At 63.2% G+C, this 13,164-nt stretch carries 11 protein-coding genes; 5 read left to right on the top strand and 6 right to left on the bottom strand.

The genetic code is table 11. From position 1 onward, the window contains the following. The first annotated feature begins 69 nt into the window (after window positions 1–69). Window positions 70–1,044 (top strand): serine/threonine protein kinase, encoded by a 975-nt coding sequence (locus tag GYM54_RS16360; protein WP_197444933.1) that lies wholly within the window; start codon window positions 70–72, stop codon window positions 1,042–1,044. A gap of 253 nt (window positions 1,045–1,297) precedes the next feature. Here the strand turns inward: GYM54_RS16360 and GYM54_RS16355 are convergent, their stop codons facing one another. Next, window positions 1,298–2,137 (bottom strand): 23S rRNA (adenine(2030)-N(6))-methyltransferase RlmJ, encoded by an 840-nt coding sequence (locus tag GYM54_RS16355; protein ID WP_131649620.1) that lies wholly within the window; start codon window positions 2,135–2,137, stop codon window positions 1,298–1,300. A gap of 131 nt (window positions 2,138–2,268) precedes the next feature. Here GYM54_RS16355 and GYM54_RS16350 point away from each other — a divergent pair, with 131 nt between their 5' ends. Next, on the top strand, window positions 2,269–3,366 hold the full coding sequence (locus GYM54_RS16350; protein WP_197444932.1) for a nitronate monooxygenase family protein: 1,098 nt from the start codon (window positions 2,269–2,271) through the stop codon (window positions 3,364–3,366). A 33-nt stretch (window positions 3,367–3,399) separates the two neighbouring features. Continuing rightward, window positions 3,400–3,894: a sterol desaturase family protein gene (locus GYM54_RS16345; RefSeq protein WP_197444931.1), complete on the top strand. Its 495-nt coding sequence runs from the start codon at window positions 3,400–3,402 to the stop codon at window positions 3,892–3,894. A gap of 145 nt (window positions 3,895–4,039) precedes the next feature. Here GYM54_RS16345 and GYM54_RS16340 read toward each other — a convergent pair whose 3' ends face one another. The 5 genes from GYM54_RS16340 to fni are packed head-to-tail and all read right to left on the bottom strand — an operon-like array spanning window position 4,040 to window position 10,006. Continuing rightward, on the bottom strand, window positions 4,040–4,966 hold the full coding sequence (locus GYM54_RS16340) for a phytoene/squalene synthase family protein (protein WP_197444930.1): 927 nt from the start codon (window positions 4,964–4,966) through the stop codon (window positions 4,040–4,042). Then, the gene (locus GYM54_RS16335) at window positions 4,963–6,468 is read right to left on the bottom strand and encodes a phytoene desaturase (RefSeq protein WP_197444929.1); all 1,506 of its coding nucleotides are present in this window, start codon (window positions 6,466–6,468) and stop codon (window positions 4,963–4,965) included. Before GYM54_RS16335 ends, GYM54_RS16340 begins: the two co-directional genes overlap by 4 nt. Further along, complete coding sequence (gene crtY / locus GYM54_RS16330; protein ID WP_197444928.1) at window positions 6,465–7,628, bottom strand: lycopene beta-cyclase CrtY; 1,164 nt, start codon at window positions 7,626–7,628, stop codon at window positions 6,465–6,467. The genes GYM54_RS16335 and crtY overlap by 4 nt, the downstream gene beginning before the upstream one ends. Next, a complete protein-coding gene (locus GYM54_RS16325) occupies window positions 7,621–8,910 on the bottom strand; it encodes a glycosyltransferase (RefSeq protein WP_197444927.1) in 1,290 nt (429 codons plus the stop codon). The genes crtY and GYM54_RS16325 overlap by 8 nt, the downstream gene beginning before the upstream one ends. A 46-nt stretch (window positions 8,911–8,956) precedes the next feature. Further along, complete coding sequence (gene fni / locus GYM54_RS16320; protein ID WP_197444926.1) at window positions 8,957–10,006, bottom strand: type 2 isopentenyl-diphosphate Delta-isomerase; 1,050 nt, start codon at window positions 10,004–10,006, stop codon at window positions 8,957–8,959. A 116-nt stretch (window positions 10,007–10,122) separates the two neighbouring features. Between fni and GYM54_RS16315 the strand changes: the two genes are divergently transcribed. Further along, a complete protein-coding gene (locus GYM54_RS16315) occupies window positions 10,123–11,025 on the top strand; it encodes a polyprenyl synthetase family protein (protein WP_197444925.1) in 903 nt (300 codons plus the stop codon). Window positions 11,026–11,143: 118 nt separating this feature from the next. Next, window positions 11,144–12,946, top strand: coding sequence for an acyl-CoA dehydrogenase (locus GYM54_RS16310; protein WP_197444924.1), 1,803 nt, complete (start codon window positions 11,144–11,146; stop codon window positions 12,944–12,946). Window positions 12,947–13,164 lie beyond the last annotated feature (218 nt).

Below are 13,164 nucleotides of genomic sequence, written 5' to 3'. Positions count from 1 at the left end.
GCGGCAAGCCATGCGGTTGTTTAAAAGCCCGGGTGCAATACACTGACCGGCCCATTCGCGGAGCCGACCATGAGCCATCCCTTCGACACTCTCACGCCTGACCTTGTGCTCGATGCGGTGGAAAGTGCGGGCTTTATCAGCGATGCGCGCGTGTTGGCGTTGAACAGCTATGAAAACCGGGTCTACCAGGTGGGCATCGAAGACGAGGTGCCCGTGGTCGCGAAGTTCTACCGCCCGGGCCGCTGGAGCAACGAGGCGATCCTCGAAGAGCATCAGTTTTCCATTGAACTGGCTGACCGCGAGATTCCGGTGGTGGCGCCATTGGAGCGCAACGGCGAAACACTGTTCGAGCATGCCGGTTTTCGCTTCGCGCTCTTTCCCCGTCGCGGAGGGCGCGCGCCGGAGCCGGGCAATCTCGACCAGCTCTATCGCTTGGGCCAATTACTCGGCCGCATGCACGCGGTCAGTGCCAGCCGGCCCTTCGAACACCGCGAAACGTTGAATGCTCAGCACTTCGGTCACGAATCGCTGGCGACCTTGCTCGATGGTGGCTCCGTGCCGAAAAGCCTGCTGCCGGCCTACGAGTCGGTGGCACGCGATCTGCTGAAGCGCGTCGATGAGGTCTTCAACCGCACCGAATTCCAGCCGATCCGCCTGCACGGCGACTGCCACCCCGGCAACATCCTCGCCCGCGACGACGCTTTCCATCTGGTCGATCTGGACGATTGCCGCATGGGCCCATCGGTGCAGGATATCTGGATGATGCTTGCCGGTGAGCGTCACGAGCGGCTCGGGCAACTGTCCGAGTTGGTTGACGGCTACAACGAATTCCATGATTTCGCGCCACGCGAACTACCGCTGATCGAAGCCCTTCGCGCTCTGCGCTTGCTGCACTACAGCGCCTGGCTGGCACGCCGCTGGGACGATCCGGCCTTTCCGATGAGCTTTCCGTGGTTTGGCACGGAGCGTTATTGGGGCGATCAGGTGCTGATTCTGCGTGAGCAGATGTCCGCGCTGCAGGAAGAGCCGCTGAAGCTTTTTTAGCTGGAAGTCAGAGCAAACGAGATGGGCCAATCGGAGTCCCGACGGATCTAGCGCCGGGGTTCATCGGTGGGCTGAAGCCCACCCTACGACTCAAAGCGGAGGGTTGCCGGCTTCACTACCCCCTGTTCACCATGTTCCGGGTGGGTTGAAAACGGAGTGCCGCCTGGTCCACCCATCGGCTCCAACTTGACTAACCGACCGTAGGGTGGGCTTCAGCCCACCAAACTACGTGCAGACAACAGCTCTGCTACGGTCAGGCCTCTTCGATCAACCAGTCCAGCCGCCAGCCGCCCTCGCTTTGCTCCAGCAATGTGGCCAGCCAAGGCAGCAGTTCGCGCAACTCCTCTTCCAGCCCCCATGGAGGGTTGGCGATGGCCAGGCCCGAGCCGTTCAGCCGCAGCGCCTCATCGGTGGGGTGGACGAACAGTTCGGCGCGCAACAGTTTTGGCGCACCGCTACGCGACAGATCCTGATAGAAACGCCTGAGTTGGCGTTCATCTTTGATCGGATACCAGATCACGCCAATGGTCTGGCGCATGCGGCCGAGCGCTTCGGACAGTGCTTGGACACAGCGACTCAGCTCATCGGCCTTCTCGAATGGCGGATCGATCAGCAACACGACGCGCTTTTCCGCGGTCGGCATCAACGCTCGCGGCACATGCCAGCCTTCGCCCAAATGCACCGCTACGCGGCGGTCGCCGGCCATGTTGTCTTTCAGCAGGCGGCCATCTTCGGGGTGTTTCTCGTTGAGCTGCAGACGATCCTGCGGGCGCGTCAGCTGTCGCGCCAGTTCTGGCGAGCCGGGGTAGTAACGCAGGGCGCCGTCAGGGTTGAGTGCACGAATCACATCCAGATAAGGCTTCGCCATCGCCGGGACATCCTCGGCCTGCCACAGCCGCGCAATGCCCTGCAGCCATTCTCCGGTACGACTGGCCTGGTCGCCGGCCAGGTCATACAGACCGACGCCAGCGTGGCTGTCGAGATAGGCAAGAGGCGCGTCCTTGCGGGCCAGCAAGGCAAACAGCCGGGACAATACGAGATGTTTGAAGACGTCGGCGTGATTGCCGGCGTGAAAAGCGTGGCGGTAGTTCATCGGGCACTCCTGAAGAGCGCACAGTCTAACTGCGCAGCGACCTGTTTCGCAGGGGGCGCGATACGCCATGCAAAACGACGACAGATGGCTGCTACAGTGGCAACTCCGCCAGCCAGCGCATAGGACCTTCGATGGATATACGCGACCTCTTCCAGATCACGCTGCCAGTCATCCAGGCACCGATGGCCGGATCGCAGAACCATCAGCTCGCTGCAGCGGTATCCGAGGCTGGCGGGCTCGGCTCGATTCCCGCCGGCATGCTCAATGCCGAGACCCTGGATGCCGAACTGACAGCCATGGCCGCGCTGACGCGCAAGCCCTACAACGTCAATTTTTTCTGCCATCAGACGCCGACAGCCGATCCCGCACGCCACGAAGCCTGGCTGGCGCTGCTGGCGCCGTTTCTCGAAGAGCTGCAAATCGACCCGGCGAGCATCCCCAACGGAGCCACGCGCCAACCCTTCGACGCGGCGATGGCCGAGGTGGTCGAGCGGCACCGCCCGCCTGTTGTCAGCTTCCATTTCGGGCTGCCTGCTCACGAGTTGCTGCAGCGCGTACAGGCCACCGGCGCGAAGATCCTATCCAGCGCCACGACGCTTGAAGAAGGCCGCTGGCTGCAGGAACAGGGTGTGGATGCGGTGATCGCCCAGGGCGTCGAAGCAGGCGGTCATCGCGGCATCTTTCTCAGCGAAGATATCGACGGCCAGATCGGCACCTTCGCCCTGTTGCCGCGGCTGGTTGGCGCGCTGGACATTCCGGTGATCGCCGCCGGAGGGATCGCCGATGCGCGCGGTGTCGCCGCCGCGCAGACGCTCGGCGCGGCGGGCGTGCAGATCGGCACCGCCTATCTGCTGTGTGACGAGAGCCGCGCCAGCCCCTTGCACCGTCAGGCATTGCAGAGTCCCGCCGCGCAGCACACCGTGCTGACCACGCTGTTCACCGGGCGACCAGCACGCGGCATGGTCAATCGAATCATCCGCGAACTGGGGCCTCGGCCCGCTGCGGTGCCGGCGTTTCCGCTGGCAGGCAACGCGATCAGTGCGCTGCGGGCCAAGACCGAAAGCCTGGGGATCGATCATTTCTCGCCGCTCTGGGCGGGGCAGAACACCAGCGGCTGCCGTGCCGTTCCGGCGATGCAACTGACCGAGGCGCTGGGGGCCGGCTGGCACGTTGAGACAGGCCACTGCCAAGCGTCGGCGCCGCACCGGCCGGCGCTGCCCAACGAGTAGACTGGTGCAATCTGCAAAGCGAACGGATCGGATATGACCGTGCTGACCAATACATTGGTATTTCTCGCCACCTTGGCCGGCATGGAGCTGTTCGCCTGGTGGGCGCACAAGTATGTGATGCACGGCTGGGGCTGGGGCTGGCACAAGTCCCACCACGAGCCGCGCAGCGGCTGGTTCGAGAAGAATGATCTGTACGCTGTGGTGTTCGCTGGCGTCGCGATCGTGCTGATCGCGCTCGGCACCGCCGGCTACGGCCCGCTGGAGTGGATTGGCGCCGGCATGACCGCGTACGGCCTGCTGTATTTCGTTGCCCATGACGGGCTGGTTCATCACCGTTGGCCGCTACGCTACGTGCCGCGCAACGGCTACCTCAAGCGTCTTTACCAGGCTCATCGTTTGCACCATGCAGTGGAAGGCAAGGAACGCTGCGTATCCTTCGGCTTCCTCTACGCGCCGCCAGTCGCCGTCCTGAAACAGCAATTGCGCGAATTGCATGACGGACCACTGCGCAAAACAAGCCGCCACTGAAATCGTAGCGAGCGATGGCCAGGCAAGGCGAATACACTCAGGGCGCGCTGAGAAAACGGAGTTTACGTGCTGCAAATGAGCACTCCGAAGTTGCTTTCAACGCCGCCTAGCCTAGGGCCAGCAGGTTTCAACGGTTGCTTGTAGGCTAGCGCGGACGTCGCCACAAAGCAGCAGGACGCGGCCTGACCGGCATCCGCCGCGAGGCCAGCGCCAGCACGCCACCGCCGAGCAGAAATTGCAGCTTCTGCACCTTGCTAGTCGAGACCCGCGTATCCCAAGCGGCCGCGCCGCGCGCCTTCACCTCGATGCCGATCTGCCGATAAACGCCGTGTGCCGTGGCGATCGACCAGGCCGAGCGCAATGGCAGATCACGCAACCCCTGCGCCGCCGATTGGTAATAGGGCTCGGCCAGTTCGACCAGCCGCGTCGCTAAGGTCGACAATGCAGCGCGGTACTGCGGCAGGACAATTTCATCCGGCGGGATTCCCGCTTCGGCCAACCAGTCAGCCGGCAGGTAAACGCGCCCAATCTCCGCGTCCTCGACGATGTCTCGCGCAATGTTGGTCAGCTGAAACGCCAGCCCCAGATCGCAGGCGCGATCCAGGGTCGGCTCGGCTTCGGCGCCCATCACCTTGGCCATCATCAGGCCCACCACGCCGGCGACGCGATAGCAGTAGAGCAGCGTGTCGTCGAGGGTCTGGTACTGATAATCCTGCACATCCATGCGAAAGCCCGCCAGATGCTCCAAGGGATATTCCCGTGGGATCTGGTGGCGTTGAATGACCTGCTGAAACGCGGCGAACGCCGGATCGCTCATCGGCTCGCCGGCATAGGCGCGTTCGGTCAGCTCCACCAGCTCGGTGAGGCGCGCCTCGCCGGTGGAGCGGTCGCCGTCGACCTGGCCATGGCCGAGGATCTGGCCATCGATCACGTCATCGCAGTGCCGGCACCAGGCGTAGAGCATCACCGCGCTCTGGCGGGTGCGCTCGTCGAACAGTCTCGCCGCCGCAGCAAAGCTCTTGGAGCCGACATTGATCGCTTGCGTCGAGTGATCGATGACCTGATCGTTCATCGGGCGAAATCCTCCAGCATCAATCCAGCTGTAGCTTTGGCCGAGCCCACCACGCCGGGTACGCCTGCGCCGGGATGGGTGCCGGCGCCAACGATGTAGAGGTTAGGAATCGTGTCATCGCGGTTGTGCGGCCGGAACCAGGCGCTCTGGGTGAGGATTGGCTCCAGCGAGAACGCTGAGCCAAGATGCGCGTTTAGCTCGTCACGGAAATCGTGCGGCGTGAAGATCCGGTGGGTGACCAGGTCCTCGCGCAGGCCCGGAATGTAGTGACGCTCGAGGTATTCGAAGATGCGGTCGCGGTACTTGGGCCCCTCCACCGTCCAGTCGATATCGGCCGTGCCCAGATGCGGCACCGGCGCCAGCACGTAATGACTGGCGCAGCCTTCAGGTGCCAGCGACGGGTCGGTCACACAGGGTGCATGCAGGTATAGGGAAAAGTCGTCGGCCAGGGTTTCGCATTTGAAAATTTCGTCGATCAACTCCCGGTAGCGCGGACCGAAGCACACGGTGTGATGCTGCAGGTGCTCATGGCGTCGCTTGAGGCCGAAATGGATGACGAACAGCGACATCGAGAAACGCTTGCCGCTCAGCCGCTGCGCCTCGTCACGTCCGCGCTGCTCGTGGCCCAATAACTGCTTGTAGGTATTCACCACATCGGCGTTCGACGCCACAGCATCGGTCTCGAAGCGGCGGCCATCCTGAGTCACCAAGGCCTTTGCTCGCCCTCCTACCAGTTCGATGCGAGCGACCTCGGCGTTCAGCTCCAGCGTGCCACCCATATCCTCGAACAGCCGGACCATGCCCTGCACCAGTGCACCAGTGCCACCACGCGGAAACCAGACGCCGCCCTGGCGCTCCAGCGCATGGATCAGCGTGTAGATCGACGATGTTTCGAATGGGTTGCCGCCCACCAGCAGAGAGTGAAAGGACAGGGCCTGCCGCAGCCGGTCGTTCTCCACAAAGCTCGACACCATGCTGTACACGTTGCGCCAAGCCTGCAGCTTGGCCAACTGCGGGGCGACGCCGATCATGCTGCGAAACGACAGAAAGGGCACGGTTCCCAGCTTGACGTAGCCTTCCTCGTACACCGCACGGGAATAGGCGAGGAAGCGTTGGTATCCGGCGACATCCTTGGGGTTCAACGCATGGATTTGCCTGTCCAGCTCCGCCTGGTCATTGACGTAATCGAAGCTGTAGCCGTCTTCCCAGCACAGCCGGTAGAACGGGCTGACCGGCAGCAGCTCGACATAGTCGGCCATGCGCTTGCCCGCGCCGGTGAACAATTCTTCGAGGGCCTGCGGGTCGGTGATCACCGTCGGGCCGGCATCGAAGGTAAAACCCTGGTCGTGATAGACGTAGGCGCGGCCGCCCGGCTTGTCGCGTTTCTCCAGCAGTGTGGTCTGTACGCCGCTACGCTGCAGGCGGATCGCCAGCGCCAGGCCGCCAAATCCGGCGCCGATCACCACCGCCCGCTTGGGTACATCGCCTGCTGGCTCGTTCATCGCTTGTCCTTGTGAAGATTACGGGCGGCCAGCGCGTGCAGCGCCTCGCCCACCGGTACGGGAGGTTTGCCCGAGACGATGCGCAAGCGGTCCCAGGTGGTCAGGGTCGCAGCGTAGAAGCGCTGGATCAGCGGTTCGCGCAGGCGGTAAAAGCGCTGCATCACCGCCCAACGGCGATCGGCCGGGCCAGCCAGAAACAACATGCGATTGAGCAGGCGGAAGAATCCGCGCTGGCGCCATTGCGCCATTGAGTAGTCGCGAATCGCAGAAAACAAACCGCCAGCATCCCAGCGATCCAGCGCGACCAGGTGATCGGCCAAGCGCACCGCATCGGGCAACGAGTAGCCAGTGGTGGGGTGAAACAGCGCCGCCGACAACCCGCTTTGCGGCACACCATGCGCCTCGTCCCAGAACGCCGGCAGATCACCGGACAGCACGATGGGCAACACGCCCTGCTCCTCGCGCAGCCGCTCAGCGATGCGCCAGCCTTTTGCGTCGGCGTAGCGCTCGATGTTGTCGCGTAAGGTGTCGAGTGCGACGGCATCGCCGTCGGCGTAATAGGTGTCCTCGATCAGCAGGTGATCAGCGCTGAGCGGCAGGACGTAGACGAACCGGTAGCCGTCCTGCTGGGCGACGCTCGCATCCATAATGATCGGCTGTTGCAGGCCGTGAGGCTGCTGCAGGCGCAGCTCCTGGCCGAGGAACTTCTGAAAGCCCAGCGCCAGCTGGGCGGTCCGGCGCGCGCCGCGCCCATCGATTACCGCGCCGGCTTGCAGGGTGACCCCCGACGCCAGGCGCACCCGTTGTGGCTCAACTTCGGCGACGTCTTTACCCAGACGCACGCGGTCGCCCAGTTCGGCCATCAGGTGCTGATGAAAGCGCCGCGAAAAGATGCTCGCGTAACCGCTGTCCAGCCGCCGCTGAAGGTTGGGAAAGATCACCTCATAAGCCGGCCAGCGATTGTCCACGAGCGGCTCCAACCAGGCCTGTTGCGCGGGCGTCAGGTCGTGTTGGTGAAAGGACCAGGTGTGGTTGCCGCCCAAGGTTTCGCCCTGCTCCAGAATCAGCAGACGCAGGTCCGGACGCTGCTGCTGCAACCGCAGCGCCAACAGCCCGTTGGCCAGACCGCCGCCGACGAGGATCAGGTCCGCATCAGCCATGCTCGGCTCCCTGCACTGCCGGCCACTTACTGCCGAGTGCCCGTTCAATCAGCAGCGCCGCTCGCGGCGCACCCCCGGCGGCGCGAATCTCCTCGCCCAGACCTCGCGCACGCTGGGCAAAACCGGGCTCGCGCAACAATCGGCGTAGCGCCTGTACGATACCTCGGCAGCTGGCCAGGCGCGGATCGAGCTTCAGCCCCACGCCCGCATGGACTATCCGCGCAGCAACGCCGGGTTGATCGAAGGCGATCGGCAGCGCCAGGCTCGGCACACCGGCTTCCAGCGCGTCGAGCGCTGTGTTCAACCCTGCATGGGTGATCAGCGCATCGGCCCGCGCCAGCACCGCACGCTGCGGCGCGAAGTCGGTGACCCAGCTGGCGCCGGTCTGTCGCAACTTTTTTTCCTGCCGCACATCGAGGCGGCCGCAGTGGACGATCAGCAGTTGCACCTCGAGCTCGCGGCAGGCCTCGGCAATGCGCGTGAACAGCCCGAAGCGATCACCTTGCAAAGTGCCGAGGGAAGCGAACACAAACGGCCGTCCGCTCACGATGGATAAGTCCAGCGCAGGTTCTTCGGTCAACGCCGAACGCAGCGGGCCGACACCATGAAAGTGGTCTGGCAATCCAATACGCGGGAAGTCGAAGCCGGTGGTGGTCTGACTCAGCTGCAGCAAGGGCGACAGGCATTCATCGAGGCGCTGTCGCGGCGACAGGCCGAACTCGGCGGCATAGCGCGCGATCACTGCAGCAAGGGCTTGCATCGCCCGATCGTAAACGCGGCTGCTGTGGTGGTTCAACTGCTCGCCCCAGGCCGTGGCCCGATAACGCCAGGGCATCACCGGCAGCGGCACAAACGCTTCGCGGTTGACCGGCAGCGCACAGGCCACCGAGACGAACGGCAGCCCAAGATGCTCGGCCACCAGCCCACCAGCAGGCTCCATCTGATCTGCGATGATGGCGTCGGCGCCGATGGCGCGCAGCACGGCCGGCGCCTCTCGACAGTACATCTCGGTCGCAGCGGCCATATCTGCGATGACCCGACGTATGCCCCAGGGGCCGCCAGGACGTGCCGCCCGTTCGACCACTGCGGTGAGCGAGCCAGGCGGATGTGAGCCGGCACCGATCCGGTGAAAGCCCAGCGATGGGTGGCGCAATGCCGCAGCGACATCCGCCTGCTGCACGACTGTCACACGATGCCCGCGAGCAAGCAATTCAGCGGCGATGGCCTCCATCGCGCGCAAATGACTATAGAAAGGCGGTGTGATCACCGCGAAGTGCGTCATCGGAACGCACCTTGCCGGCTGCGAGTGGCCGATCGCTGCGTTCGCATCAGGCGCTAGACGGATCGAAGGCTGGCAACAGCGGCGCCTGCAATAAAGCCGCAAGGTCGGCCGAACCGGTGCAAAAGCAGGCGATGCGCAGCTGCTGGATGAGAACCTGAAAATGCTCGACGACCGCTTGTGGCCCGAGCAGCGCTGCGTCCAGCACGCCGGCTGCCTGGCCAACCAGATCAGCACCGAGGCGAATCGCCTTGGCCACATCAATGCCGTCACGAATGCCGCCCGACGCGATCAGATGCGCATCCGGACAGGCTCGACGCACCGACGCGATAGCCTGTGCGCTGGGAATTCCCCAACCGGCAAACGCCTGGGCTATGGCGCGCTGTTGTGGATCCAGGGTGCGTTCGGCCTCAACCGCAGCCCAGCTGGTGCCGCCCGCACCGGCTACATCAATGACCGACACGCCTGCATCGAGCAATCGCTGCGCCACGCTCGGAGAAATCCCAGCGCCCACTTCCTTGGCCACCAGCGGAACCGTAAGCCGCGCTGCCAGTGCCTGGATCGCGCTCAACACGCCGCGCCAGTTCCGGTCACCACCCACCTGTACCGCTTCCTGCAATGGATTGAAATGGATGATCAGGGCATCCGCCTCGATCATCTCCACCGCACGCTGCGCCTCGTCCAGCCCATAGCCGGCCACCAGCTGCGCAGCGCCGAAATTCGCCAGCAACGGTATGGACGGCGCCAGCTGTCTCAATTGCCGCGTCAGGCCCTGATCAGCGCCGGTTTCCAGCGCAATGCGTTGCGACCCGACTGCCAGTGCGATGCCCAGCGCCTCGGCCGCTTCGGCCAGATTACGGTTGATTTGCGCGGCCCGCGCTGCGCCACCGGTCATTGAGCTGATCAGCAAGGGCGCTGCAAGATCGCGTCCAAAAAGCGAACTGCGGATATCGATGTCGTTCAGACACAACTCAGGCATAGCGCAGTGCTCGAATCTTAGTGCGGAGAAGCCGGTATCCGCCTTGGAACAGGCGCGGCGCGGATCTAGAACGATATCCAGGTGTTCGTTTTTGCGTTCCGCGAAAAGATCTTTGCTCATGCAACCGCCTCGCTCGTGACCTTATGTTGACGGACGTGGTCATTAAAAGTGCCAAAACCTGTACAACCAAACCATATTTGTCTAAGTATTCCGAAGAAACAATATAGGAGGTCGTCATGGCCACCGTTATGCCCAACACGCAATTCGAACTCGAGCGAACGCTCAGCGCATTGCGTGCGCAGGTCAACGACCGTCTGGCTATATGGCTGCCTCATTGCCCGCCTGAAGACGCCATCGGCACCGCAATGCGTGCCGGCAGCCTGGCGCCGGGCAAACGCATTCGTCCATTGCTGCTGCTTCTGGCTCTCAAAGATCTGCAATATGAAGGGTCAGTGGAGTCAGCGCTCGATCTCGGCTGCGCCTTGGAAATGGTGCATGCCGCCTCGCTGTTTCTGGACGACATGCCCTGTATGGATGACGCCGAGCTGCGCCGGGGCCAGCCGACCATCCACAGGCAGTTCGGCGAGGACGTCGCTGTCCTCGGCTCGGTGGCGCTGCTCAGCCAGGCCTTCGGCATTGCGGCCTCTGTCGAAGGCATCGATCCTGCGACACGCAACCGGCTGGTTCGCTTGCTCGCGACGGCGACCGGCGCGCAGGGGCTGGTTCGCGGGCAGTACCACGATCTGCGAGAAGGTTTGCGAAACCGACCGCTCGAAGCCATCGCTCATAGCAATCGACTGAAAACCTGCCCGTTGTTTACCGCTGCGGTGGAATTCGCAGCCCTGCTGGAAGGCGCCAGCGACAGCTGTACACGGCATCTGAACGGTTTCGCCACGGAGCTCGGCATGGCGTTCCAACTGCTCGATGACTTGGCCGACGGGCTTAGCCCGCAGCACAGCGGCAAGGATGCCGGTAAAGATCACGGCAAGAGCACAATGGTCACGCTGCTCGGTCCAGAAGTGGCCCGACAGCATGTCGAAAGGCACCTGATCCGCGCGGGACAGCACCTGATCGATGCCGATATTGGCGATGGCTATCTAGCGCGGCTGCTGGACTATATCGACGTCCGGCCACGCTGAAGCGACATCCGCAAGCCCCGCCACAGACCGCTGTGTCGTTTCATCACTCGAATGTATGGTGCTAGGCAGCCATCTCGCCGTCTCCTTAGACTCCGGCCCATAAAACGGAGGACACCCCATGCCCGAGATGCTGCTTTGCCCACGCAACCTCGCCTTCGAGCTCTACGAAGTGCTCGATGCCGAAGCGCTGACCCGACGCGAACGCTTCGCCGACCACAGCCGCGAGACCTTCGACGCCGCCGTGGGTACCGCCCGCCAGATCGCGGAAAAGTATTTCGCCCCGCACAACCGCAAATCGGACGAAAACGAGCCGCTCTACCAGAACGGCGAGGCAGTGTTGATTCCCGAGGTCAAACCGGCGGTGGATGCCTTCATCGAGGCCGGCTTCCACAATGCCCAGCGCAGCTTCGAAGATAGCGGCATGCAGTTGCCGAACCTGCTGTCACGGGCCTGCTTCGCGCATTTCCAGTCCGCCAACATCGCCACCAGTTCCTACCCGATGCTGACCATGGGCGCGGCGCATCTGATCGAAACCTTCGGCAGCGACGAGCAGAAGCGGCGCTTCCTGCAGCCGATGATCGAGGGTCGTTTCTTCGGCACCATGGCGCTCACCGAACCGCATGCCGGCTCATCGTTGTCGGATATCCGCACCCGCGCCGAACCGGCCGGTGACGGTACTTATCGTCTGAAGGGCAACAAGATCTTCATCTCAGGCGGCGATCACCCGCTGTCGGAGAACATCGTGCACATGGTGCTGGCCAAACTGCCGGACGCCCCGGCCGGGGTAAAGGGCATCAGCCTGTTCATCGTGCCGAAGTTTCTGGTCAACGACGATGGCAGCCTCGGCCCGCGCAACGACGTGCTGCTTGCCGGGTTGTTCCACAAGATGGGCTGGCGCGGCACCACCAGCACGGCGCTGAACTTTGGGGATAACGGCAACTGCGTCGGCTATCTAGTGGGCGAGCCGCACAAAGGTCTCGCCTATATGTTCCAAATGATGAACGAGGCGCGCATCGGCGTTGGCATGGGCGCCATCATGCTCGGCTATGCGGGCTATCTGTACTCACTGAACTACGCGCGAGAACGTCCGCAGGGCCGGCTGCCGGACGGCAAAGACCCCGCCTCGACGCAGGTGTCGATCATCGAGCACACCGACATCAAGCGCATGCTGCTGACGCAGAAAGCCTACGTCGAGGGCGCCTTCGATCTGGGCCTATATGCCGCGCGGCTAGTGGACGACGAGCACACCGCCGAGAGTGAAGAAGATCGGCGCAACGCCGCCGAACTGCTCGACCTGCTCACCCCAATCGTCAAATCCTGGCCGTCGGAGTTCTGTCTGAAGGCCAACGAACTGGCGATCCAGATCCTCGGCGGCCACGGCTATACCCGCGAATATCCGGTCGAACAGTACTACCGCGATAATCGTCTGAATCCGATTCATGAAGGCACCCACGGCATTCAGTCTCTGGATCTGCTGGGCCGCAAGCTGATGCAGAACAAGGGCGCCGGCCTGCGCCAGTTGCTCGGGCTGATCCAGAACTGCTGCGCACGCGCCGCCAAATATCCATCGCTGGAGCCGTTGCTCGAACCGTTGCAACATCTGGTTGCGCGCCTGACAGCAGTAACCCAGGCACTGCTGGGCGACCTGATGGCCGGCAAGGTCAATCTGGCGCTGGCCAACTCCGCGCTGTACCTGAAAGTCTTCGGTCACACCGTGATCGGCTGGCGCTGGTTGGAGCAGGCGATTCACGCCGAACAGGGGCTTGCGGCAGGCAATCCGTCCGACGTCGACTTCTACAAAGGCAAGCTGCAGGCCGCACGCTACTTCCTGACCTGGGAAGTGCCGGGTTGCCAGCACGAGCTGAGCCTGCTGGACGCGCGCGACGATACCTGCCTGGCGATGAACGACAGCTGGTTCTAGGTCGATTACCGTTACCGGCGCACCGCACTGGGCGGTGTCGCCGAAGCTCTAGCGACCATTCCGATAAACCGAGACAGAGCCTCAAAGCCAGCCGCCACCATCACGGAACGCTCGATGAATGCCTCTTAGCACAAGGGGCATTTTTTTTGACAGCCCGTCAAATCATCGGGTTAGAATCGCTGGCATGTCCCGTGCATAAACTGCCGGGAAACTCGCTT

The organism is Pseudomonas sp. MTM4, from assembly GCF_019355055.1.
In the GTDB taxonomy this organism is placed as follows: Bacteria; Pseudomonadota; Gammaproteobacteria; order Pseudomonadales; family Pseudomonadaceae; genus Stutzerimonas.
This window is presented reverse-complemented; position numbering and strand designations above follow the sequence as displayed.

What these genes read in the sequence shown, in the direction of transcription:
- crtY (WP_197444928.1), bottom strand. Translation starts at nt 7,628, where the DNA reads ATGGCTGATGCGGACCTGATCCTCGTCGGCGGCGGTCTGGCCAACGGG.
- GYM54_RS16345 (WP_197444931.1), top strand. Translation starts at nt 3,400, where the DNA reads ATGACCGTGCTGACCAATACATTGGTATTTCTCGCCACCTTGGCCGGC.
- GYM54_RS16310 (WP_197444924.1), top strand. Translation starts at nt 11,144, where the DNA reads ATGCCCGAGATGCTGCTTTGCCCACGCAACCTCGCCTTCGAGCTCTAC.
- GYM54_RS16355 (WP_131649620.1), bottom strand. Translation starts at nt 2,137, where the DNA reads ATGAACTACCGCCACGCTTTTCACGCCGGCAATCACGCCGACGTCTTC.
- GYM54_RS16340 (WP_197444930.1), bottom strand. Translation starts at nt 4,966, where the DNA reads ATGAACGATCAGGTCATCGATCACTCGACGCAAGCGATCAATGTCGGC.
- GYM54_RS16350 (WP_197444932.1), top strand. Translation starts at nt 2,269, where the DNA reads ATGGATATACGCGACCTCTTCCAGATCACGCTGCCAGTCATCCAGGCA.
- fni (WP_197444926.1), bottom strand. Translation starts at nt 10,006, where the DNA reads ATGAGCAAAGATCTTTTCGCGGAACGCAAAAACGAACACCTGGATATC.
- GYM54_RS16360 (WP_197444933.1), top strand. Translation starts at nt 70, where the DNA reads ATGAGCCATCCCTTCGACACTCTCACGCCTGACCTTGTGCTCGATGCG.
- GYM54_RS16325 (WP_197444927.1), bottom strand. Translation starts at nt 8,910, where the DNA reads ATGACGCACTTCGCGGTGATCACACCGCCTTTCTATAGTCATTTGCGC.
- GYM54_RS16315 (WP_197444925.1), top strand. Translation starts at nt 10,123, where the DNA reads ATGGCCACCGTTATGCCCAACACGCAATTCGAACTCGAGCGAACGCTC.
- GYM54_RS16335 (WP_197444929.1), bottom strand. Translation starts at nt 6,468, where the DNA reads ATGAACGAGCCAGCAGGCGATGTACCCAAGCGGGCGGTGGTGATCGGC.